Origin of the sequence: Paenibacillus sp. LHD-117, from assembly GCF_030929555.1 — a bacterium.
GTDB lineage: Bacteria > Bacillota > Bacilli > Paenibacillales > Paenibacillaceae > Pristimantibacillus.
Genome location: NZ_JAVFVT010000023.1, coordinates 1 through 22,561, shown reverse-complemented (window position 1 = coordinate 22,561; position 22,561 = coordinate 1). Strand labels below are relative to the sequence as shown.

Sequence of the window (22,561 nt, the reverse complement as noted above, 5' to 3'; positions counted from 1 at the left end):
CAACACTTGGGAGAAAAATGAGAAAAACTTTTATCGGAGTAATTCGAGGATGTGCGACCTGCAGCTTTACAAAGCAAAGCAGCTTCGTAAGCACAGGGAAGTTTTTATCGCCAATCAGAAAATCTCCTTTACGCTTTATCGCTCTAAAGAAATTAAACTTTCTGATGTGGAAAAAAAACACATCCGGAAGCGGATGTGTTTTCTTGCGGGCAACATGCCCAGACAGCTTGATTATTTGCCCCAGAGGAGCCATGATAACTTGATCTTTTTCGTATAATGGACAACCGCGAACGAAACCGCGAGCATCGTGGCGAAGAGACCGATTTGATAGACATGGTAATAAGGACTGCCAAGCTCTTGGCCGATCAGCTTCCCCACCGTCGTTTGAATCGCCGGATGGATGAAGTAAATGCCGAAGGAAGCGGAACCGAAGGCGAGCAGCCAAGGCAATATCCGAGCCTTCTGCTCGACGATGATTTTGCCAGCCCAAATCAAGCTAATGCCCACCAGAATCGCATAAACGTTATAGGCAACGATGTACGCCGTCATCGGATACTGCGCGCCGGCTTGGGACGAGAGCAGAAACAGCATGTACATAAAGACGATGATGACCGCCAGCGGGCCCGTCCACCAGACGTTTCTATAGCGGTTCGCGAACGATTCATACCGCATTCCGATTGCCGCGCCAGCGCAAAATACGGCAAAGTAGTTCGCAATCAGCGTCGCTTTGTGTTCGAACGAATAGACATTGTAATGGATATACATAAACGCGCCTTCGATGATCAATCCCAGCAGCAGGATATGAAGCGCCTTCATTCTCAGCAGCCGCATGAGTCCCATCAAGAGCGGGAATACGAGATACAGCTGAATAATAATCGCCATAAAATACAGATGGTAGCTCGCGTCCCCCCATATGAGCAGCTTCGCGAACTGGACGGGATCGAAGCCGAACGGCTGCCGGTATGCAGCTTGGTAGAAGAAATAATAGATCACGGACCATACGAGGTACGGAATCACGATAAATTTCAGCCGCTTCTTGTAGAACGTCCATGCATGTCCCATGCTCCAATCGTCATGATACCGATAGAACAACACAAGGCCGCTCAGCATCAGGAACAGCGGAACGGCGAACATGCTCAGTTGATTCGCGGTGAAGTAGAACGGCGCGGACAAGCTGCCCCAAGGAACTTCCGTACGCGGTCCGGCCGTGACATGAATGAGGAGCACGGCCAAAATCGCAAAGGCTCTTACAATGTTAATTTCAACGATGTTAGGTTTCATGGGATCCTCTCGTCCTTATCCGAAGATCGCTTCAAACAACGGTTTGGCGTCGGCCGCCGGGTATAACAAATAAAGAATCGAATACACAGCTACGCCGGTAATCGCGGTAATGAACCAAATGATCGACGTGAAACGGCCGAATTTCCGGTGTTTGGCGAATTTTTTCTTGTAGCCTAACACAATCGTGGAGATGCCGAACACGGCCGCGACCGTTGCCAGCACGATATGGAAAAGCAGGAATACAAGGTAAAAAGGTTTAAGTCCGTCGGGCCCGTTATAAGGCGTGCTGCCGATGATAAATGTCCGCGATGCATAAATAATAAAGAATAGTACCGCGGCAACGGCGGCATATAACATCACTTTCTGATGCTGATCCAGCTTGCGCTTGACCGCCAGCCGCCAACCGAACGCGACGAGCGTCGCGCTGAGGACGATAAAAAACGTGCTGATGGTCGGCAATAACGTGTTCAAATCCACTGTCATCCACTCCATGCGTCATAATGAGAATAACTCCTGTCGGAGTACTTCGAGGAGTTGCGTCCGCGTCCCCTTATCTTGCCAAATTAGACGGCGCCCGGATTCGGATTCGGCAATTCGTCCTCCGTATGCTCGCGTTTGAACCACTGCTTGAAGATATAAGCCAGGATAATGCCGTACATGATTTCCTGGATCAGCTTCATGATGATACCGCCAAGCTGCTGGTCGTCGTCGATGCCGATGTGGTTAAAAAATTCAGGCCCGCCATATTGCGTCAGCAAATAACTTGTATCTCCGGAAACGCAATACCCCATCGCCTGAACCCAGACTTGCGGATCGTTGTAAGTCGCGTACAAATCGCCGGGCGAGAAGATGATCAGGGCGCAGGCTGGCGTCAGAAGCACGCCGTTCGCGAATACGTATGCCATTCGCTTCATATCCGTCAGTCGCGACCATTCCGGTACTGGACACGCGATCTGCCACCACATCATGAATGCGGTAATGAGCAAGACGACATAATAAAGCCGGTGGACGGTAAAGTGTGTCATCACGTAATCATGGACGAGTGGTACATGATAGATCGAAAACAACATATTAAACAGAACAAGAGTGGAGATCGGATGCATGAGGAACGAAAGCTTCTTCCAGATGCGGGCCGCGAACATTCTCCGCCATAGGAAGGCCGGCATGGCTACTAGAACCATTGGCGGAACGATCAAGTAGGAGATGGACATGTCGACCATATGATAGGTGAACATCAAGTGTCCCATTAAACTTAGCGGGCCGCCTTGCGTCAGATAGAATAACAGCGCGGCAAGAACAAACAACAGCTTCTGCAGGGGCGTCGCCGCCGCTTCTTGCGGATGATGTTTCTCTCTCCATGGACCTATCAAATAGAAATACAGAATGACCACTGCAATCATCCCGAACAAAAACATAGGCGACCATAGTTCCTCAAAGGTGAAATATTCGTTTAAGCCAAACATCTGAAAGGCTCCTTTCTCATAAAACGCTTGCTGGTGACCCGATTGTTAGCATTACGGAAAGAAGAGGGACCCGCACCTACGCTGGGACCCTCCTCTGTTCAGTTCTATCGCGTAATGGTTAAATTACCACCAAACCCAATATTCCGCCATGACGACGCAAGTGAAGACGACGAAGACGCCGGACAAAATGCCGATTAACGCATACGTATGGCCGCGATCCTTCATGTGCATCCAGAACGCCATCTGTACGAACACCTGCAAGATGGCCGTACCGATCAAAATAATGTAGATAAAATCTTTGTTGATCTCACCGCTGATAACTGTAGCAAAAGCGATGAAGGTGAGCAGAATCGAAAAGATAAAAGCGACGATATGTTTTTTGGGACCTTCAACCTTGTGATGTTTGGTGTTTTGCTCCGTGGCGTGATGATTGCTTGCCATACCGTTAAACCACCTTTCCCATCAGGTAAACGACCGTGAAGATGAATACCCAGACAACGTCGATAAAGTGCCAGTACATGCCGGCAACATACGTCTTCGGCGCCGTAACGACCGTCAGGCCTTTGCGAGCCAGCTGAATAATAATGAGCGTGATCCACAGAATTCCGAACAAAACGTGCGCGCCGTGGAATCCGACCAGCGTGTAGAACGAAGAGCTGAACGCGCTTGTCGTGAATCCATGGCCTTCATGCACGTAGTGGTAGAACTCGTAAATCTCGAGACCCAGGAAGCCTGCGCCCAGAACGACCGTTACGATCAGCCAGCCGATCAGGCTTTTGACTTTCTGTTGGTGCATCGCTTGAATCGCGAGTACGCTCGTCAAGCTTGAAGTAAGCAGGATCGCTGTTGCGACTGCAACAAGCGTCAGATTGAAGAGATGATCCGGCTTCGGTCCGTCCAATACTTGGTCGCGAAGCGCCAGGAACGCCGCGAACAACGTACCGAACAGAACCGTCTCGCCGCCAAGGAATAACCAGAAGCCAAGTACTTTATTGCGTCCCTCGAGGGTCGCCTTTTCCGGCTCATGAGGCAATTGCCCTTCTACATGCGTATGCGCACTCATGCTTTACCCCCCATATCTTTCAGAATTTCGTCTTCTTCGATATGGAAGCCATGGTCGTCAATGACGGAGCGCAGCAGCATACAGAGCAGCGTAATCCCCAGGCCTATAATACCGATGAAGAAACCTGTCTTCAGTGGGCCTACATGACCCCAGTCAGGCGCGTACATGAATCCGAAACCAGCGATAAACAATCCAAGTCCCATAAAGAAAGGCAGAATCGACGGAGACGGCATATGGATCGGTCCGATCGGCTCCGCAGGCGTCATGCCTTTGTGGCCTTCCATCTTCTCTTTCCAATAAGCGTCGTAACCGCGAACCAATGGCGTTTGGGCGAAGTTGTACTCTGGTGGCGGCGATGGAATCGTCCACTCCAGCGTACGTCCGTCTTCCCAAGGATCGTTAGCTGCGTCTTTCGGTTTAGCGGCTGTAACGATAATGTTGAGGATGAAGAAGATCGTGCCAAAGCCCATCAGGAATGCGCCGATCGTACTGATCATGTTCATCTCGTTAAAGCCAAGGCCGTCAAGATATTGCCAGATCCGACGCGGCATGCCGAGCAGACCAAGGAAATGCTGAATGAAGAACGTCAAATGGAAACCGATGAAGAACGTCCAGAACGTCCATTTGCCTAGCGTCTCGTTCAGCACGCGTCCGAACATCTTCGGCCACCAGTAATGCAGACCGGAGAAGATGCCGAACACCAATCCGCCTACGATAACGTAATGGAAGTGAGCGACGACGAAATAAGAATCATGATACTGGAAGTCGGCCGGAGCCGCCGCCAGCATGACGCCGGTAACGCCGCCCATGACGAATGTCGGCACGAAGCCGATAGCGAATAAGTTTGCGGATGTGAACTTGATGGAGCCGCCCCACATCGTGAACAGCCAGTTAAAGATTTTGATCCCCGTCGGTACCGCGATCAGCATCGTCGCAATGGAGAACAATGCGTTCGCAACCGGTCCAAGTCCAGCCGTGAACATGTGATGCGCCCAAACCATGAAACCGAGGAAGCCGATCAGGATGGTCGCGAATACCATGGAGCTGTAACCGAACAAGCGCTTGCGGGAGAATGTACTGATAACTTCGGAAATAATGCCGAAGGCCGGCAGGATGAGGATATACACCTCAGGATGCCCGAAAATCCAGAAGATATGCTCCCACAACACGGCGTTGCCGCCCGCGGAAGGGTCGAAGAAGTTTGCCTCGAATATTCTGTCGAACATCAATGCCGCCAAACCAACAGTAAGAGCCGGGAAAGCGAACAAGATCAGCGCTGACGTAATGAATGCCGTCCAAGTGAACAGTGGCATCCGCATGAATGTCATGCCCGGCGCGCGCATGTTAATGATCGTAACCAAGAAGTTGATGCCGCCGATAAGCGTACCGATACCGGCGATCTGCAAACCTAATACATAATAATCGACGCCATGGTCGCCGCTGTACGTCGTGCCGGCGAGAGGCGCATAGGATGTCCAGCCCGCGTCGGGCGCGTCGCCCGTCAGCCAGCTGACGTTCAGCAGCACGCCGCCGAAGAAGAATGTCCAGAATCCGAGCGAGTTCACGAACGGGAATGCGACGTCGCGCGCGCCGATCTGAAGCGGAACGACCGCGTTCATAAAGGCGAACAGCAATGGCATCGCGGCCAAGAAGATCATTGTGGTGCCGTGCATGGTAAGCAGTTCATTATATGTATCTGCTCCGACGAAGTCGTTCTGCGGGCTCCACAGCTGTACCCGAATCAGGATGGCCTCAAGGCCGCCGATCAGGAAGAAGAATCCCCCCGATATTAAATACAAAATGCCGATTTTCTTATGGTCAACCGTCGTCAGCCAGTCCATCAGACCGCTGTAGCGTTTGACCGCATGCGCGTGTGCATGTGCATGAGCCAAGGTAGGTACCTCCTTCAATCGCTGATGATATTATTCGTAATCTAACGTTAACTCCGACAAATACTTCGCAATCCCTTCAAGCTCCGCATCGGTCAAATCGTATTTGTCCGCCATCAGGTTGCCCGGCTTGATCGCTTGCGGATCTTTGATCCACTTGTAGAGATTGTTGTAAACCGTATCTTCGTGTTTGTATTGCTTATCATCAGCTTCTACATTGACAAGAATACCGCCTACGCTGCCGCGGCTGCCGATACCCGCTAAGTTTGGATAAGCCGATACGCCGAGATCGCCGACCGCGTGGCAAACCAGGCATTTGCTTTGGAAAGCTTCGGCAACGGCCGGATCGCTTGGCAGCGCCACAGGTTCTTTGATCGCCGCCGACCAACGGTCGAACGCGGCAGGATCTACCGATTTCACTTTGAAGTCCATCAAGCCGTGGGATGGTCCGCACAGCTCGGCGCACTTCCCTAAGTAAACGCCTTCTTTCGGCGCGGAGAAGTACATGTGGTTTTCGTTGCCGCTTGGATTCGTATCGATCTTGCCCGCCAGCGACGGAACCCAGAAGGAGTGAAGCACGTCTGCCGTCTTCGCTTCGATCGCGATCGTCTTGCCAGTCGGAATAACCAGTTCCTGCGATGTCTTGATGCCTAATTCCGGATACTCGAATTCCCACCAGTATTGATGAGAAGTTACGATGACTTTCACTGCCTCAGGGTCATTGCTGTAATCCTTGGACAGGTTAAACACCGATTGTACAGTAGGCACGCCCAAGATCACGAGCAGGATGATCGGAATGACGGTCCAGATAACCTCGAGCTTGTGGTTACCCTCTACCTGCTTCGGAATCGTCTTGTCTCCCGAACGTCTGCGGAAACGGACAATGACGTACAAAGAAATAGCAAATACGACAATAACCACGAATCCCATGATTATAATCGCCAGCTTCATTAGTCCGAATTGCTCTTCCGCTACCGGCCCTTGGGGATTCAGCGTAGACAAGTCTTCTCGTCCGCATGCCGCAAGCACCAATGCCATCATGGCCATCAGCGGTGCCAGCCGTCTTACAAATTGCCACCGATTCATCATTAATCAACCCCACTTTTGACGTTTTCGCAGCGGCCATATTTTCACGTGGCAAGCGGCCTGCTGCGTGTTTCACAGCTGTTGTTACATCTCCTGCAACTTTAAACACTTTATTAAATATAAAGTTGGCGACCCTATTTGTCAATGTTCCACAGAGAGTTCACAAATTGTTCTCAAAGCTGTCAAAATCGGATATTTTAGCGCTTTTTCGGCTATTGCGGCAGGCTCGAAACGGCTTTGGCGAAGGTTCGTTTACCTTTCATTGTGCACCAAACCCATGGTCATTTATGTATGCTCCGCGAAAGCGTATATTTGCTTCTCCGGAACGGAAACTAACGTCATACCATTATGAATGGAGGTCGGCGAATATGATGATCAGACGAGCGGGACTCGCGCTTCTGTCCGCGGCCATGATCTTCGCCCTTACAGCCTGCAGCTATAAGGAGACGGCACAGCACACCGATTCGGACTACGGCAGCAGGAAATCCGGTGACCCCAAGATGTACGGGGTCAAGTCCTACGGTTCGACAAGCAGCGGCGCGACCCAGCACGACAACTCGTTTTTTGAATACAGCTCCATGTTGTCGAGTAAAGTGAGCTCGCTCAACGGCGTCGCGAACGCGATCGTCATGTTGACGGACAAAAACGCGTACGTCGCGATCCTGCTGGACTGGACGGCTGCCGGAACGACGAGCAAGGGCGGTACGGACGAGCAGAACAATACGGGCTCCAACGCGGGGGTATTCAATGCGGATTCAGGCACGCCGTACAGCAATACGTACGCCCTCGTAACGCCATACAATTCCTTCTTCACGGTGAGCGACCACATGAATCTGTCCCATGAACTCAAGCAGACGATCGCGAATAAAATTCGCGAGAACGCGCCGATGGTGCAGGAAGTTCATATTTCGGCCAACATGGAGTTCAACAATTATTTTGTCCAATTCGCGCAGGAAGCATGGGCGGGCCGATCTTTGACGCCATGGGTTGATACGTTTAACACGGTCATCCAATACCAATTCGACGGCGGAACAGAACGTCCGGCTCCAATCACGGCACCGGGCCATTATTCCCCTCAAGGATGGCAAGTGCGCAAAGGCTTGCAGCATTAAACGCAAAGGTATGCCGCAAATCCATTCCTTTATATATAGAAGAAACACGAGGAGCTTCCCTTTCGAGGAAGCTCTTTCGTCTTTATTAATGGGGACGATTCTCTCGCTCCATCGCGTCGAGCCCTACTCTTAAATGTGCCAAAGCTGAGCGATAGGCATCACGGTCCGCGTCGCTGCGAGACGCATGTTCAAGCCGTTTCAGCTCGGCTTCGAGTTGAACCGTCATTTGCCGAATACGGTCGGCCGGCTTTCCCGCCTGCGTGCGCGGATAGGTTCGTCCATCGATCAATTGCAGCGTAAGCCCGTCTCCGTCGACCTGGGCCAAGAACACTTCTTCGAGCTTTATCTTATGCTTGTGCAGTTCATGATCAAGCCATTGCCTGCTCTTGCCGGCAAGCTCCATCTCGGTATCGATCACGATGCCGTCCATCACGATCGTATGGGGCGGTTTCTCCTCCGGCATCTTCCAACCGAGCATGTCCGGCGTGATCGGCTGAAATTGTTTCTTCATTAATACATTTAATTCGCCGTTAGAATCCATGACCGCAAACTCGACATCGGCAACGCGGAAGACGTCCTTGCCGCGGAGCTGCTCCAGCAGCTCGTCCAACGTCAGCCGTTCCTTCCGCAGCTGGCTCTTTAGTAGCCTGCCGTCCTTGATCAATACCGTCCCCTTGCCGTCGACGAAATCCCGTACTCTCTTGTTTTTCATCGTCCAAAGTTCGATGCCGACCGATGCGCTAACCCATACGAGCAAAGAGACGATGCCAAGGTACCACAGATTGTCGAGATCCAGCGAGACGTAAGCCGCAATGTTGCCGATCGAGATGCCCGTTATGTATTCGAATAACGAAAGCTCCGAAATTTGACGTTTCCCTAACACCTTCGTTAGGACAAACAAAATGACGATTGCCGCCAGCGTGCGCAGCACGATTTGGAACCAATCCGGCATGGTTAATCCCTCCCTTTCCATCCTATAGTGTCCAAATCGGCCGTTGTCATTCGTTTCGGTTATTATACTTGCATTCAAAATCATAATGTGATATTATAATAAGAATGTAATATTTAACCCCTATATATCCCCAGTAAGAATCAACTATTCCCTCTGTATTTGATCATCTTGACTGACGATTCCAACTCATGTTTCATGCTGTTTTTCTGATTCACACTGGCGCGGTCATTGGAGCCGCAAGGACGAAAGAGAGGTAGGGCTTTCGTTGTTTTAGGAAATGAGATGTACGTTCAACTAGACACGCATGCTGTTAACGGTTAGCTATGGGGATTACATGTCGTTTATTGAAACGGCAGGTTAAATATACGCAATAAGGGCTGCCTAGCTGGCGACGATTGTCGCCGGCAGGGCAGCCCTGTCCAATTTATACTGCTATTCGACCTTCACCGTGAACGGCGCGATGAAGGTTTTCCCGTTCCGCTGGAATTGTCCCCAGATCCGGTAAGTGCCGGGCTCCGGGAACGTCGTCGCGAATACCGCGTCCGGTCCCGAACCGTTACCGTTCTCGGCATGCACGTGCAGGTAATGCTCGGCGCCCTCGCCTACGATAACGACGTGTCCGATCGCGCCTAGATACGGCTCCAAATCCTTGACTGGCTTATTCGTGCCTGCGTCGGCGAAGCTGAACGTCAGTTCCGAGGCTTCGCCGGCCTTCATCGTGGACAAGGAAAGCGAGACGGTCGTACCGTCGACTTCTTCCGTCAATTCCGTATCGGGGACAAGCGGATTGCCCGGTTCATCCCCGCTGACGTGAACGGAGCCGGATAATGTCGCCTGCTCTCCGCCGGTTGGCTTAAAGTCGGCGAAGAGCCGGTATTCCCCGCCGCTAGGAAGAACCGCTTCCTGCCGGAACACCCCTTCGCCTTCATAGTCCGGGTGGAGATGATAAAATTCGCTCAAGTCCCTGCTGACGATGATCAAGTGCATAAGTTTCTCGTGATTGATGTCGAATTTCTCGATCTTGTTTCCATCCCGGTCCGTAATGTTCATCGCAATAGCCAGCTTCCCGCCTGCAGACGGGTGATCCGCCCCCGGCGTTCGTTGCCGACTCGTCGCCATGCCCTGCATGTTCAGAACCGGCTTCCGCATCGGCGGCGTTATTGCCATGTTCGTTACCGGCATGACCGTCCGTGCCCCCTGTTTCTCCTGCTGAAGTAGGGGCGGCATGATTGCCGTGCGCCCCGCCCGACCCGTTCCCGCATCCTCCGACGGCTAGTGCGGCGCATAACGTAATCGCGGCTATCGTCATTCCGCGCGATGCGCGGTTGCCGCTTGTTCTCTTGTTGTGGCGTTGCCGTACCGTTCGAATCTTATCCCACATCGTAACCTTGGTCTTCGATCGCGGCTTTGATCGCGTCGAGGCTTACTTTGGATTCATCGTACTCCACCGTGACTTTCTTCTCCGCCAGATTTACTTGTCCGCTTGCGCCTAAGCCGCCGACCGCTTTCTCTACCGAGCTCACGCAATGCCCGCATGTCATTCCTTCTACTTTCAACACAATGTTCGCCATATGTCTTTCCTCCCGTTATTTCATTAATTTATTGACCGTTACTAGCAATTCCTCTATAACCTCATCTTCGCCTGCCTGGATCCGTTCCACGACGCAGCTCTTCAAATGCCCCTCTAGCAGCAGCTTCGCGACGCTGCCTAGCGCGGACTGCGCCGCCGCGATTTGCGTTAACACATCGTCGCAATAGGTATCCTTCTCGATCATGGACTTGATTCCACGGATTTGGCCTTCGATTCGGTTCAGGCGGCTCGTTAAATTTTGTTTCGTCTTATCGGAGTGATGGCTCTTCCTGCCGCCTTCCTCAGTATGGCAGGACAACTCTTCGCAGCTTTCCTTTACTGGTTCCATTTAATACCTCCCTAGGGTATGTTGTCGACAAAATCATCATATCATACCCCCATTGGGTATGTAAAGCGGCACATCAACCAGAATTGCTTTTTTTAGCTTTCGCTTGCTTGCGGGCTCTATTCAGAATTCTCCAATTATGCTACGATCCTCATGTAAACGCTATCTTTAGGCTGTCAGCGTTTACCGTTAATACGGTTCGAACAATGCTGCGGTATAGTCACCTTAGATTTCTTATATGATCTTACATAATTATTCGAGAGGATGAAACGTAATGAACACTCCGATTAACTTCGCGCATCGCGGCGCCAGCGCTTATTGTCCCGAGAATACGATGGCCGCATTCGCAAGAGCGGTCGAGCTCGGCGCAACGGGAATCGAAACCGACATCCAGCGCACGAAAGACGGAAAGCTCGTCTGCATCCACGACGACTCTCTCCTACGCACGGCCGGATTGAATCGACTCGTGAACGATACCGACTACGAAGAGCTTAGTCATCTGGATGCCGGCAGCTGGTTCGATCCATCGTTTTCGGGCGAGCGCGTGCCGACTTTGGATCAACTGCTTCAGCTGGCGGCGCAATCGGAACTGATCTTGAATCTGGAGCTTAAGAACGGAGTCGTGCTGTACCCAGGCATGGAAGCGGAGGTGATCGCCGCCGTACGCGAAGCCGGACTTGCGAACCGCGTCGTCTTGTCCAGCTTCAACCATTATTCGCTTGCGCTGTGCAAACAATTGGCTCCGGACATCCGCACGGGAATTCTTTATATGGAAGGGTTGTTCCGTCCTTGGGAATACGCCGCTACGCTGAAAGCGGATGCTCTCCATGCGTATCATTACGCCGTTCTGCCGGAGTGGGTCCATGATGCAGCCGAAGCCGGCATTGTTTATCACCCTTTCACAGTGAACGAGGACCGCGAGATGGTTCGGCTGATCGAGGCGGGCGTCGCCGGCATCATTACGGATTATCCGGACCGGCTGAACGCGCTGCTGGCGGAGAGGGGTTAATCGATGAACGGATATTCCAGAAGCAAAATTTGGCTGCTCGGGCTCGGCTTCTTCAGTATCAGCATTACATGGGCCTTATATAACGCCTACGTGCCTCTTTTCCTGGAAGATTTCATAAAAAAAGCGGGTCTTATCGGGTTCATGATGACGATCGACAACTACTTCGCCATGTTCCTGCAGCCATGGATCGGGCGGAAGAGCGACCGCACGCGTTCGCGGTTCGGCAAGCGTATGCCTTTCCTGCTGATCGGCATGCCTTTAGCCGCCGTATTCGGCTCGCTTATCCCTTGGCACAACGGCATTGTTACGCTGATCGCATTCATGGTGCTAATGAACTTGGCGATGAGCTTGTACCGATCGCCGACGGTCGCGTTAATGCCGGATTTGACGCCGGGCGCGAAGCGGACGCAAGCGAACGGCATCATCAACTTCATGGGTGGAGTCGGTTCGATTCTTGCCTTCGCGGGCGGCGCGTATCTTTACGAGCGGCACAGCTCACTTCCATTCTTGACGTCTTCGGTCATTACGCTTCTTTGCCTTGCAGCCCTGGTATACGTCATCAGGGAGCAACGCGATTCAATCAACTACGAGCGGACGCAGCATGAGAAATTGACCTCTTTCAAAGGCGAATGGAATCGGCCGACTGTGTTTTTGCTCGGAGCCATCTTCTTTTGGTTTTTCTCTTACCAAGGCGTCGAGGCGCTCTTCACCTTGTACGGCACGAACCGGCTCGGCATGACCGACGGGCAAGCCTCGTTCTCGCTTGCCTTCTTTTCGCTCGCCTTTGTCGCGGCCGCTATTCCGAGCGGCATGCTGGGCAACCGGTTCGGCAAAAAAAACATCATCCTCATCGGCGTCGTCGGCTTGATTTGCGTCTTCTCGCTCATTTCGTTCGCGGAGTCCACCCTTTTGCTCCGAATAATGCTGCTGATCGGCGGCATCTTCTGGGCCTGCATCAACATCAACTCGTATCCGTTCATCGTGCAGCTCGGCGAAGAGAGCAGCATCGGCACCCGCACCGGCATTTATTACATCGCTTCGTCGATTGCGGCCATCTTGTCGCCGCCGCTGATGGGCACGATGATCGACTGGCTCGGCTACTCCGTCTTGTTCTATGTCGCCGCGGGAGGCATGGCGGTTGCGCTCCTGTTCCTGCTAGGCGTCCGGGACCAAGGCAAGTCCGTCCAAGCTCCGCGATCGCAGTCCATGTAAGCCATCCTATGACAAAAGGAAGGGCCGCGCCGAAGTCGTTAAGACTAGGCGCGGCCCTTCTTGACCGCAGAAGCGGTATCGTTAATGAATGCTGTTTTTGCTAAAGTTGCCGCCCATGACATCCGAGACGTGCTCAACGGCGATAAACGCCTTTTCGTCGACCGCTTGGACGATGCCTTTCAGCTTCGCCAGCTCCAGACGAGAAACGACGCAATAGATAACCTGCGTCTCGTCGCCCGAGTAGCCGCCGCGCGCTTGTAACAAAGTCGTGCTTCGTCCGAGACGGTCCATGATCGATTGGGAAATTTCCTCGTATTCCTTGGAGATGATCGTCACCGACTTCGATTCTTCCAAACCTTCCACGACGATATCGATCACCTTGATCGCTATGTAATAAGCCAATATCGAATACATGGCGGATGTCCATTCGAAGACGAAACCCGCGATCACGAAGATGATCAAGTTGAAGATCATGATGACTTGGCCGACGGCGACCCTTAATTTTTTGGAGATCAGAATGGAGATAACCTCTATGCCGTCCAGCGCTCCGCCGTAACGGATAACGAGACCTACACCAGCGCCCAGAATCATGCCCCCGAACAACACGGCCAGCAGCTTATCCTCCGGGAACGCGCCGACATGGTGCAGAAGCGCGGTCGTAACCGACATGACGGTAATGCCGTATAGCGTCGATAATGCGAATGTTTTGCCGAGCTGCTTGTAGCCAAGCACGAGGAACGGTAAGTTCGCGAGGAATAAATACACGCTTAGCGGAAGCGGCGTGAGCGCGGATAACATAATGGATATGCCGGCGATGCCGCCGTCGATGATTTCGAACGGAACAAGGAACAGCTCCAGCGCCACGCCCATCAGGATGGAACCGATCGTAATAAAAACGAGACGCTTCAATATTTCCAGCTTCGTCAGCTTTTTGTGCTCTTTGACGGTTGCCAAATGGCTTCCTCCCTTCATCTATAACTATTTCTTATTATTATAAACTTTTTCATCCGCTAGTGCATCTTTCACGCGAGAAATAACCACGGAGAAACGGCTTAGAATTGAAAAAAAGGCTCTGCGATCCGTCCTTAACGACAGTCGCAAAGCCTTCTTTTATTTTTTTGACACGGCAGCCTGCATGGCGGCTCCCTCTTCCCCCATTTGCAGCTGATACATTTTGTGATACCTTCCTCCGAGCGCCATTAACGCCTCGTGATTCCCCCGTTCAACGATCTCGCCGCGGTGCAGGACGAGAATCTGGTCGGCATCCCGGATCGTCGACAGCCGATGCGCGATGATGAGCGTCGTCCGCCCTTCGCTGACGACCTTCAGCGCCCGCTGAATGACATGTTCCGTTTCGCTATCGATGCTGGCCGTCGCTTCGTCCAAGATGAGGATGGCCGGATCGTAGGCGAGCGCCCTGGCAAAAGAAATGAGCTGCCTCTGTCCCGCGGAGAAGGTGCTCCCCCGCTCGACGACCGGCTCATCCAGTCCTTTCGGCAACGATTCGATGAAGGAGCCTGCGCCTACTTCGCGCAGCGCCGCTTCCACCCGCTCCCTGGTAATGCCATCCTTATACAAGCTCACGTTAAATGCAATATCCCCCGCGAACAGAAACGGATCCTGCAGCACGATTCCCATAGGCTTGCGGAGCTCCTGCTTGGACATCGTCCCGATGCTCCGTCCGTCGATCGTAATCTCGCCGCGATCCGGCTCATAAAATCCGAGCAGCAGATTCATGATCGAGCTTTTGCCCGAGCCCGTATGCCCGACGAGCGCCAGCGTCTCTCCCCGTTTCACCTCGAAGGAAATATCGCGAAGAACCGGCTCTCCTTCCTTGTACGAGAACGTCACGTCGCGGAAAGCGATGTCGCCGCGGGTCCGATTCCCTTCTAGCGCTTCGTCGACATCCTTGCCTTCCATATCCATGATGGCGAACACCTTCTCGGCGGACACGTACGCGCGCTGGGCGTTCGTCAATTGGTCGAAAATGCCGATGATCGGGTGGAAGATTCGACCGAGGTAATCGATGAAAGCGTAAAGTACGCCGAACATAATCCCGCCCGTCAGCGCCTCCCCTCCGAAATACCACAGGACGAATGCCGTAAGCAGGCTTCCGATCGTGCCCACGATATTGCGGGATGACAACGAGAAAATGCGGAACTGCTTCATTTGGTTGACGTACCTGTCGTTGTTCAGCGACTCGAACTCGTCGAGCGTGCGCCGCTCCCTGCGGAATGCTTGAATAATGGGCATGACGTTGATCGACTCGTTGATCATCGCGTTCATGTCGCTTAAGCGGGCCCTCATAATCGCGATATAATGTTTGGAATATTTGAGATGAACGGCCATGATAATCGCGAAGAGCGGCAAAAGCAGCAAGCATAGCAGCGCCAGCTTGACGTCAAGGAAGAAAAGCGCCGCGTAGATGCCGGCAAGCTGGACGAAGCTGACGACGAACGTCGCCATGAAGCTCATGAACAATTCGCGGACTGCCTCCGTATCGTTCGCGATGCGGGAGACGATCTGACCGATCGGCGTATTGTCGAAGTACCGAAGCGGAATGCGATGAATATGGCTCATCAGATCCATTCGCATGTTTTTGATAATGCGCAGCGCCGTCGATTGTAACATATAGGATTGCAGAAAGTGGAAACAGCCGGCCGCGATCAACAGTCCTACATATAGAGCCAACAAACGGAATACCGCGGCCATGCTGCCGTCATTTCCCGTCGCGCCGAGATGATCGTCGATGATCGTCTTCACGATGAGCGGACCGGCCAGCTCCGCTCCGACAGCGCCGCACAAGATGAGGATGGCCGCCATAATCCGGTATTTGTAGGTCATTGCGTAGGAAAGCAGCCGCCTGACGGTCGACTTGCCCGATGCCGCTTGTTCGTTGTCTTCCGAAACCATCGTTATCCCTCCTATTCCTCCAGACTTGCTTCCATCTGCTGCCGCTCCCATTGCTGCTTGTACCAGCCGCCGAGAATCATTAGTTGTTCGTGCGTGCCTTCTTCCAGCACCTTGCCATCTTGCAGGACCAAAATCCAATCCGCATGGCTGACCGCGGACAGCCGGTGCGTCGTGATCAGCGTCGTCCTCCCGGCGCGCTCCTTGCGGATCGCTTTCAGGATGCGGCTTTCCGTGCGGGCATCCACCGCGGACAGGGAATCGTCGAACAGCAGCATTTCGGAGTCGACGAGAAGCGCCCTCGCGATCGCCAGTCGCTGCTTCTGGCCGCCTGACAACATGACGCCGTTCTCGCCTACGATCGTCCGAAGACCTTCGGGCATATTCGCAATGTCCGAATCGAAGGATGCCATCGCGACGGCTCTGTCGATCTCTTCATCCGTCGCATCCGGTTTGCCAAGCGCGATATTGTCGCGGATCGACTTGGAAAGGAGCAGATGCTCCTGGGGCACGTAGGCGATCCAATGCTTCAATTGCTCGATCGAGATCCGTTCGATCGGCGCTTCCGAGATAAACGCCGAATCGGGTTGAACCGGATATTGGCGCAGCAGCTGCTTAAGCAGCGTGCTTTTGCCGCTGCCTGTCTTGCCAACGACGCCGAGCGTCTGCCCGCGTTTCAGCCGGAAGCTGATATCCGACAAGCTGGGAGCGGTCCCCCCCGGATAAGTGAAACCAAGCCGCTTGAATTCGATGCTTGCTGGAACTTTCACGGCCAGCGGAGACTCCGGCTCGGTTACGTCGGGCTGCTGGGCGAACGCATCGTCCAGTCGGTCCGCGGAAGCCGTGCCCCGCTGGAGCACGTTGATAAATTCGCCGAAGGAAATCATCGGCCAGATGAGCATGCCGAGATAAATATTGAACGTAAGCAGCTGGCCGATCAGAATCTCCTTCTCCAACACAAGATAGGAGCCATAGCCGATACTGATCGTATAGCTCACCCCGACGATGACGGAGATGAGCGGGTGGAACATCGCGTTGAGCAGCGACACTTGCCGGTTCTTCACCATGACGTCTTCCGTCACGCGGTCGAACGCCGTGATGTCGGCGCGTTCCTGCACGTACGAACGGATGACGCGGATGCCGGAGATGGATTCAAGCGCATGGTCATTCATGCCGCCGAAGGCCGCCTGCGCAGCCATAAAGCGAATACGTACCTTGTTGCCGAGCTTGCTGATGACGAACGCAAGCAGCGGCAACGGCAGCAAAGCCGCCAGCATCAGCTTGAAGGAGACGAACAGCACCATCATCACAATGACGACGGACGCGCCCACGATCGTATTGACCAGCGTCATGACGCCGTAACCGGCCGTGTTGCCGATCGCAAGCACGTCGTTGGTGGCCAGCGCCATGAGACCGCCTGTGCTATTCTTATGGAAGTAAGACGGCTTCATCCTCGTCAAATGCGCAAGCAGCCGACCGCGCAGCACCTTCTCCACCAGCGCGGAATTGCGGAATAAGGTCGTTATCCAAATATAGACGAGCACGTAGGTAAGCAGCGCGAGCAGAACGAGCAGCAGGACGGTTCGGCCGAGCTCGTCCCGCGTCAGCTCCCCGGAGCCGATACGGTCAACCGTGTTGCCGATCCATCTCGGAGGTAAGGCGGAGAGAAGGCTCACGGTCGCCATGACGGTAATCGCGATGGCGTAGCTGCCCCATCTTTGCTTGAAAAACCAATCCAAACGCCTCAAAAAAGACAAAGGAATCCCCTACTTTCCGGCAGTCGATTGTATAATATTACCTTTAAACTCGAAATCCTACAACAGAAAAAACGAGTATAAAACATATGTGACGGAAACGTCACTTTGGATGCGGTCAGATCGATGGAACGGGAAACGGGAGGACGGTATATTGGAAAGCAGTAAGGGAAACGAAAGGGGAAACCACATGAATATGCCGATTATCCGCGCGCAAAACGTATCCAAAAACTACGGCAAAACCGCCGTCCTCCGAAATATCGACTTAACGGTGAACGAAGGCGAGTTTACCGCCATCATGGGGCCGTCCGGCTCCGGCAAGTCGACCTTGATGAACGTCTTGTCCACCATCGACCGGTTCTCCGGCGGCGAGGTCTGGCTGCAGCAGCAATCCCTGCTGTCGCTCGGCAAGAAGGAGCTTCGCCAATTCCGCCAGGAGCGGATGGGATTTATTTTCCAGGATTACAACCTGCTCGATACGCTTACCGTCAAAGAAAACATCCTTTTGCCGCTGTCGCTGCGCGGCTTCAAGACGGCCGAGATGGAGAAAAGGCTAGCGACGCTCGCCGGAGCGCTGCAGCTCGAGGCGATTCTAGACAGGTATCCGGCCGAAATATCCGGCGGGCAGAAGCAGCGGACCGCGTCCGCCCGGGCTTTGATCGCGAATCCGGCAATCGTCTTCGCGGACGAACCGACGGGCGCGCTTGATTCCAGATCCGCAACGGAGCTTCTCGAGGAGCTTGCCAGCATGAACGGACGGTTCAGCACGACGATCCTCATGGTCACGCATGATCCGTATGCGGCCAGCTATTGTAAGCGGGTCGTGTTCCTGCGCGACGGCTCCATCGTCAACGAGCTGTACGCGGGCGACCAGTCCCGCAAGTCGTTTTTCGACCGCATTCTGGAAGCGCAAAGCCTACTCGGAGGTGGCCGGGAATGAGCCTGCTCCAGCTGACGCTGCGCAACGTGCGGCGTAACTTCCGAGTGTATACGATCTACCTGCTCGCGATGATCGCGGGCGTCGTCATTCATTTTACGTTCTCGTCGCTCATGTACAATGACGATATTCTCGAAGCGCTCCGGAACAGCGATATGTTCCGCCAAGGCGTTTCCATCGCGTCTGTTGCCATTTTCCTCTTTATCGTACTGTTCATCTTATACGCCAACTCGTTCTTCATGAAGCAGCGCAAGAAGGAGCTCGGCATGTACTTGCTGCTCGGCATGAACGAGAAGCAGGTGACGCGAATGCTGTTCTACGAAACGACCGTACTAGGCGCCGTATCGCTAGCCGCGGGCATACTGCTGGGTGGATTGCTGTCGAAGTGGTTCGGCATGTTGCTGATGAAGCTGATGCAATATGACCAGACCGTATCGTTATCGTTTCCCGCCCAGGCGATCGGCACGACGGCACTCGTCTTTCTCGTCATCGTCCTGATCATTAGCATCCAGAACCTGGTCATGGTTCGCCGCGTCCAGCTCGTCGAGCTGTTCCGGGCGAGATCATTGATGGAGAAGCCGATCCGGACCTCTCCCGCGCTTGCTATTTTGGCGGTTATTTTGCTCGCGCAAGCTTATGTACTGATCGTTCTTGGCCGCGAATCCGTCATATGGAAGGAACATGGCACGATCGCGCTGCCGGCCGTCTCCATCGGCATCATCGCCGGCACATGGCTGTTTTTCCGGCAATTCGCGGGCTGGCTGCTAAGCAGGCTTAGCAAGGCGCCGCGCTATCATGAAGGGAACACGGTCTTGTGGACCTCCTCACTCCGGTTCCAGGTCAGAAGCAACGCGCTTAACCTTACCTTCATTACATTGTTCAGCACAGCGCTCATTCTGCTTATCAGTTTCGTTGCCATTAATTACAGCGTGCAGTTCAGCGCGGTGTCGAAAAACCTGCCGAACGACTTCGCCTTCGAAACGCTGGATGAAGTCACGAACGCGAAGTTGGATGCGATCATTCGCGGCTCGGAGAATCATCCGGTGAACGATTACCGCGTCCTGCACGCGCTTCGGGCTGACGCCGTCACCGATCGGGAGATCGCGTTCCAAGGAGAGGAGCAGTTCCGTGAAGGATTGCTGCTCGTGTCCGAGAGCACGTTCAAGCAATACGAGGAGCTCCGCGGACATCCGGAGCCCGCGTCGCTAATCGGTAATGAAGCGATCGCCCTGTCCGCCGGCATCGATATTCCCCTCGTCCATGCTCCCGGACAGCGGCCTGACTTCGATATCATGGCAGGTTCGACGCCCTTGAAGCTATCGATCGCGGAGCAGTTCGATTATTCGCTGCTCGGATGGACGACCAACTTCGAGGCTTCCATGACCGATAAGGTCGCCATCCTCGTCATCGCCGACGACACCTACTCCGAGTTGAGCGCAGGTGCCGAAGAGCGAACGTTCGCGACGTACGACATCGAAGACGCGGGGAATGCGGAGGCGTTGTCGAAGCAGGTGCAGGACGTATTCTACGACGCCGCGCCCGAAGGATATTACTCCTCCTTCGCCGACGTTTATTCGAAGCAGATCGAAAGCTCTTCCCTCATGCTGTTCTCCGGGGCATTCTTGGCTATAATCGCGCTCTTCGCTCTAGCGAGCGTCATCTACTTCCGCCAGCTGCGGGAAGCGACGGAAGCGATGCAGCAATTCGATACGCTCCGCAAGCTCGGCATCCGGAGGGATCAAGTGAAATCCGTCATCCGCAAGCAGCTCCTGTTCGTCTTCGCGCCTCCGCTGGCGCTCGGACTGCTGAGCAGCTGGTTCATCATCGATTCGTACATCCTGGATACGCTGCAAGACTACCCAGATGTCGTGGCCATCGTGATCGGCTCCATGGTGCTCTACTTCCTCATCTACGGCCTGCTCTACCTCTCGTCCTCGAGCGTATACGAACGCATCGTCAGCCGGAAGCTTTAATGCTTCCGGCTTTCTTCTTCGATAATAAGGTTTACGACTGGCGCAGCCGCAGCGTATCGAGGTACGGATCGTGGTTGCGCGGAAAATGGATCGTCATCGCCGTATAACGCCCCTTCTCCGATTCGGCAGTCAAATAATGGCCGAGCTTCGCGCATAGCTCCTGCGCCAGGTAGAGTCCCATCCCCGTCGACTTCGCATGGGTCCGGCCGTTCTCTCCCGTGAATCCGCGGTTGAATACGCGGGGCAAATCCTTGGCGTCGATGCCCGTGCCGTTATCGCGGACGGTCAGCCGGATCTCCGTCGGCGTCTCGGACGTGGCGATCGTCACTTCTCCTTCTGCCGGCGTATACTTCAAGCTGTTCGTAATCAGTTGATGAAGCACGAAATCCAGCCATTTGCGATCGCTATGCACGTTTAGCCGCTCGACCTGCAGATCGATTCTGATCCGCTTCGAAATAAACGTTTTGGCATGCCGCTTGACCAACGATTTCGCGAGCTGCTCCAGATCGACTGCCGCAATGTCGTAATCTTGATGAAAGCTGTCCAGCTTCGCATGGTAAAGCGCCTGGTCCACGTAATGCTCGATGCGCGACAGCTCCTCGTCCATGCCTGCGGCATTCGGATCCGTCTGCTGGATCAGCCGTAGGACGGCGATCGGCGTCTTGATCTCGTGAAACCACGACACGATGAACCGGTACGATTCCATCTGCTTCTCGTGCATCTCGTTCAACTTGCGGATATGTTCGGTCTCCATTCGGCCGAGCTCCTCCTGGCAAGCCTCCCCCTCCATCGACAGCGGCTCCCCGTCCTCGCTTCTTAAGAGGCGAATGGCCTGCATCTCCCTGGTGTAGCGGTAGACGAAAAAAAACGCCAACACAAGAAAAAGCAGACCCAAACCGTAGAAAAAAGCGTCCCACTCGTAATTCATTCGCGGGTCCGCGTAACAGATCGCCATGGCTAGCGAATAACATGCGAAACAGATCAGAATATAAGGACGTTCATACCGAAGAAACTTCCATACCCGCTTCATTCGACGATGTACCCCATTCCTTTGCGGGTCATAATAAAATCCTCGATGCCGTGTTCGGCGATTTTGCGTCTGAGCCGGTTCACGTTAACGGTGAGCGTGTTGTCGTCGACGAATTGCTCGTCGTTCCATAAGGCGTGCATAAGCTCTTCGCGGGAGACGATTTTCCCGATGCCGCGCATCAACACCTGCAAAATAATAAATTCGTTGCGCGAAAGCTCCGCGGATGTCCCGTTCAATTGAATGGAGGAATTCGACAGGTGGAACGTTAATCCGCGATGCCGAAGCATCATCGCCTCGTCCTGATATGTATAATTGCGCCTGAGCAGCGCGCTCACCTTTGCCACGAGAACGGACAAATCGAATGGCTTTTGAACATAATCGTCGCCGCCCATATTGATCGCCATAATAATATCCATATTCTGGCTCCTGGAGGAGAGGAAGATGATCGGCACCTTGGAAATCGCGCGTATGCGGTGACACCAATAATACCCGTCGAAGACCGGGAGGTTGATGTCAAGCAGCAGCAAATGCGGCTCCTGCCGGCGGAATTCCTCTTCGATCGAATCGAAGGCGACCGTTTCGACGACCTCGTACTGCCACTTTCTTAAGCTGTCCGCCACGATGGCGCGGATTTTCTCGTCGTCTTCGACGAGCATGATTTTGAACATGCCGGATGCTCCTTTCTGCGGGTTTAGCTCCGAAAAACCGTACTTTGCGGTTGTTCTTGAACGCTAACGGAAGTAGTCGACGCTATTCGGCTCATTTTATTCCTTTTGAATATCTAACGGAAATACGGGGCTTTATTATGCTTTTCTACCTGAAATCGTGGTATTTTCAATCGAATAAGCGTTGTGTGTTCCGTTGCTATGAACGTTTTAGTCAAGCCCTTGCATTTTGCACCACCAAAACACTAGGCGCGGGAGCAAATAAGCGAGCGACGGTCGGCACGCTGCTATCCGTGGGTTGGTTACCAC

21 protein-coding genes are annotated in these 22,561 nt (G+C 53.5%); 5 read left to right on the top strand and 16 right to left on the bottom strand.

Annotated features, from left to right (window positions below; translation table 11 throughout):
• Nucleotides 1–231: 231 nt before the first annotated feature.
• The 7 genes from RB620_RS18250 to coxB all read right to left on the bottom strand — a co-directional run bounded on the left by RB620_RS18250 (nt 232) and on the right by coxB (nt 6,785).
• Entirely contained in the window at nt 232–1,281 is a 1,050-nt protein-coding gene (locus RB620_RS18250; protein ID WP_308096704.1) for an acyltransferase, read from the bottom strand.
• Nucleotides 1,282–1,296: 15 nt separating this feature from the next.
• Entirely contained in the window at nt 1,297–1,758 is a 462-nt protein-coding gene (locus RB620_RS18245) for a DUF420 domain-containing protein (RefSeq protein ID WP_308096829.1), read from the bottom strand.
• Between the two features lie 86 nt (nt 1,759–1,844).
• Nucleotides 1,845–2,744, bottom strand: coding sequence for a cytochrome c oxidase assembly factor CtaG (gene ctaG / locus RB620_RS18240; RefSeq protein WP_308096701.1), 900 nt, complete (start codon nt 2,742–2,744; stop codon nt 1,845–1,847).
• 123 nt (nt 2,745–2,867) lie between these two features.
• The gene (locus RB620_RS18235; protein ID WP_308096699.1) at nt 2,868–3,185 is read right to left on the bottom strand and encodes a cytochrome C oxidase subunit IV family protein; all 318 of its coding nucleotides are present in this window, start codon (nt 3,183–3,185) and stop codon (nt 2,868–2,870) included.
• Between the two features lie 4 nt (nt 3,186–3,189).
• The gene (locus RB620_RS18230) at nt 3,190–3,807 is read right to left on the bottom strand and encodes a cytochrome (ubi)quinol oxidase subunit III (RefSeq protein WP_308096697.1); all 618 of its coding nucleotides are present in this window, start codon (nt 3,805–3,807) and stop codon (nt 3,190–3,192) included.
• Nucleotides 3,804–5,648 (bottom strand): cytochrome c oxidase subunit I, encoded by a 1,845-nt coding sequence (ctaD, locus tag RB620_RS18225; protein WP_308096827.1) that lies wholly within the window; start codon nt 5,646–5,648, stop codon nt 3,804–3,806. Before ctaD ends, RB620_RS18230 begins: the two co-directional genes overlap by 4 nt.
• Nucleotides 5,649–5,729: 81 nt before the next feature.
• The gene (gene coxB / locus RB620_RS18220) at nt 5,730–6,785 is read right to left on the bottom strand and encodes a cytochrome c oxidase subunit II (RefSeq protein WP_308096695.1); all 1,056 of its coding nucleotides are present in this window, start codon (nt 6,783–6,785) and stop codon (nt 5,730–5,732) included.
• A gap of 365 nt (nt 6,786–7,150) precedes the next feature.
• On the opposite strand from coxB, the gene RB620_RS18215 reads away from it, so the two are divergent.
• Nucleotides 7,151–7,894, top strand: a complete 744-nt coding sequence (locus tag RB620_RS18215) for a hypothetical protein (RefSeq protein WP_308096693.1) — start codon at nt 7,151–7,153, stop codon at nt 7,892–7,894.
• A gap of 85 nt (nt 7,895–7,979) precedes the next feature.
• On the opposite strand, the gene RB620_RS18210 is transcribed toward RB620_RS18215, so the two are convergent.
• The 4 genes from RB620_RS18210 to RB620_RS18195 all read right to left on the bottom strand — a co-directional run bounded on the left by RB620_RS18210 (nt 7,980) and on the right by RB620_RS18195 (nt 10,765).
• Nucleotides 7,980–8,846, bottom strand: a complete 867-nt coding sequence (locus tag RB620_RS18210; protein ID WP_308096691.1) for a DUF421 domain-containing protein — start codon at nt 8,844–8,846, stop codon at nt 7,980–7,982.
• A gap of 432 nt (nt 8,847–9,278) precedes the next feature.
• A complete protein-coding gene (locus RB620_RS18205) occupies nt 9,279–10,028 on the bottom strand; it encodes a hypothetical protein (RefSeq protein WP_308096689.1) in 750 nt (249 codons plus the stop codon).
• Nucleotides 10,029–10,216: 188 nt separating this feature from the next.
• The gene (locus RB620_RS18200; protein WP_308096687.1) at nt 10,217–10,417 is read right to left on the bottom strand and encodes a copper ion binding protein; all 201 of its coding nucleotides are present in this window, start codon (nt 10,415–10,417) and stop codon (nt 10,217–10,219) included.
• A gap of 15 nt (nt 10,418–10,432) precedes the next feature.
• Nucleotides 10,433–10,765, bottom strand: a complete 333-nt coding sequence (locus tag RB620_RS18195; RefSeq protein ID WP_308096685.1) for a metal-sensitive transcriptional regulator — start codon at nt 10,763–10,765, stop codon at nt 10,433–10,435.
• Between the two features lie 271 nt (nt 10,766–11,036).
• Between RB620_RS18195 and RB620_RS18190 the strand changes: the two genes are divergently transcribed.
• Nucleotides 11,037–11,771: a glycerophosphodiester phosphodiesterase gene (locus tag RB620_RS18190; protein WP_308096683.1), complete on the top strand. Its 735-nt coding sequence runs from the start codon at nt 11,037–11,039 to the stop codon at nt 11,769–11,771.
• A gap of 3 nt (nt 11,772–11,774) precedes the next feature.
• Nucleotides 11,775–12,983, top strand: coding sequence for an SLC45 family MFS transporter (locus tag RB620_RS18185; RefSeq protein WP_308096682.1), 1,209 nt, complete (start codon nt 11,775–11,777; stop codon nt 12,981–12,983).
• 81 nt (nt 12,984–13,064) lie between these two features.
• Here RB620_RS18185 and RB620_RS18180 read toward each other — a convergent pair whose 3' ends face one another.
• From RB620_RS18180 to RB620_RS18170, 3 genes are all read right to left on the bottom strand, one after another.
• Nucleotides 13,065–13,937, bottom strand: coding sequence for a YitT family protein (locus RB620_RS18180; protein WP_374121426.1), 873 nt, complete (start codon nt 13,935–13,937; stop codon nt 13,065–13,067).
• A gap of 156 nt (nt 13,938–14,093) precedes the next feature.
• Nucleotides 14,094–15,896, bottom strand: a complete 1,803-nt coding sequence (locus tag RB620_RS18175; RefSeq protein ID WP_308096678.1) for an ABC transporter ATP-binding protein — start codon at nt 15,894–15,896, stop codon at nt 14,094–14,096.
• Nucleotides 15,897–15,907: 11 nt separating this feature from the next.
• Nucleotides 15,908–17,650 carry an ABC transporter ATP-binding protein gene (locus RB620_RS18170; protein WP_308096676.1) on the bottom strand — a complete coding sequence of 581 codons (1,743 nt, stop codon included), beginning with the start codon at nt 17,648–17,650 and terminating at the stop codon, nt 15,908–15,910.
• A gap of 187 nt (nt 17,651–17,837) precedes the next feature.
• Here RB620_RS18170 and RB620_RS18165 point away from each other — a divergent pair, with 187 nt between their 5' ends.
• On the top strand, nt 17,838–18,587 hold the full coding sequence (locus RB620_RS18165; RefSeq protein WP_308096674.1) for an ABC transporter ATP-binding protein: 750 nt from the start codon (nt 17,838–17,840) through the stop codon (nt 18,585–18,587).
• Nucleotides 18,584–20,557 carry an FtsX-like permease family protein gene (locus RB620_RS18160; RefSeq protein WP_308096672.1) on the top strand — a complete coding sequence of 658 codons (1,974 nt, stop codon included), beginning with the start codon at nt 18,584–18,586 and terminating at the stop codon, nt 20,555–20,557. Before RB620_RS18165 ends, RB620_RS18160 begins: the two co-directional genes overlap by 4 nt.
• 31 nt (nt 20,558–20,588) lie before the next feature.
• On the opposite strand, the gene RB620_RS18155 is transcribed toward RB620_RS18160, so the two are convergent.
• The gene (locus RB620_RS18155) at nt 20,589–21,587 is read right to left on the bottom strand and encodes a sensor histidine kinase (RefSeq protein WP_308096671.1); all 999 of its coding nucleotides are present in this window, start codon (nt 21,585–21,587) and stop codon (nt 20,589–20,591) included.
• Entirely contained in the window at nt 21,584–22,255 is a 672-nt protein-coding gene (locus tag RB620_RS18150) for a response regulator transcription factor (protein WP_308096669.1), read from the bottom strand. The genes RB620_RS18155 and RB620_RS18150 overlap by 4 nt, the downstream gene beginning before the upstream one ends.
• Between the last annotated feature and the right edge of the window lie 306 nt (nt 22,256–22,561).

Coding starts and splice junctions, on each gene's coding strand:
- RB620_RS18210 (WP_308096691.1), bottom strand. CDS start 8,846: ATGCCGGATTGGTTCCAAATCGTGCTGCGCACGCTGGCGGCAATCGTC.
- RB620_RS18205 (WP_308096689.1), bottom strand. CDS start 10,028: ATGCCGGTAACGAACATGGCAATAACGCCGCCGATGCGGAAGCCGGTT.
- RB620_RS18195 (WP_308096685.1), bottom strand. CDS start 10,765: ATGGAACCAGTAAAGGAAAGCTGCGAAGAGTTGTCCTGCCATACTGAG.
- RB620_RS18165 (WP_308096674.1), top strand. CDS start 17,838: ATGAATATGCCGATTATCCGCGCGCAAAACGTATCCAAAAACTACGGC.
- ctaG (WP_308096701.1), bottom strand. CDS start 2,744: ATGTTTGGCTTAAACGAATATTTCACCTTTGAGGAACTATGGTCGCCT.
- RB620_RS18200 (WP_308096687.1), bottom strand. CDS start 10,417: ATGGCGAACATTGTGTTGAAAGTAGAAGGAATGACATGCGGGCATTGC.
- RB620_RS18215 (WP_308096693.1), top strand. CDS start 7,151: ATGATGATCAGACGAGCGGGACTCGCGCTTCTGTCCGCGGCCATGATC.
- coxB (WP_308096695.1), bottom strand. CDS start 6,785: ATGATGAATCGGTGGCAATTTGTAAGACGGCTGGCACCGCTGATGGCC.
- RB620_RS18175 (WP_308096678.1), bottom strand. CDS start 15,896: ATGGTTTCGGAAGACAACGAACAAGCGGCATCGGGCAAGTCGACCGTC.
- ctaD (WP_308096827.1), bottom strand. CDS start 5,648: ATGGACTGGCTGACGACGGTTGACCATAAGAAAATCGGCATTTTGTAT.
- RB620_RS18250 (WP_308096704.1), bottom strand. CDS start 1,281: ATGAAACCTAACATCGTTGAAATTAACATTGTAAGAGCCTTTGCGATT.
- RB620_RS18150 (WP_308096669.1), bottom strand. CDS start 22,255: ATGTTCAAAATCATGCTCGTCGAAGACGACGAGAAAATCCGCGCCATC.
- RB620_RS18160 (WP_308096672.1), top strand. CDS start 18,584: ATGAGCCTGCTCCAGCTGACGCTGCGCAACGTGCGGCGTAACTTCCGA.
- RB620_RS18230 (WP_308096697.1), bottom strand. CDS start 3,807: ATGAGTGCGCATACGCATGTAGAAGGGCAATTGCCTCATGAGCCGGAA.
- RB620_RS18190 (WP_308096683.1), top strand. CDS start 11,037: ATGAACACTCCGATTAACTTCGCGCATCGCGGCGCCAGCGCTTATTGT.
- RB620_RS18235 (WP_308096699.1), bottom strand. CDS start 3,185: ATGGCAAGCAATCATCACGCCACGGAGCAAAACACCAAACATCACAAG.
- RB620_RS18185 (WP_308096682.1), top strand. CDS start 11,775: ATGAACGGATATTCCAGAAGCAAAATTTGGCTGCTCGGGCTCGGCTTC.
- RB620_RS18155 (WP_308096671.1), bottom strand. CDS start 21,587: ATGAAGCGGGTATGGAAGTTTCTTCGGTATGAACGTCCTTATATTCTG.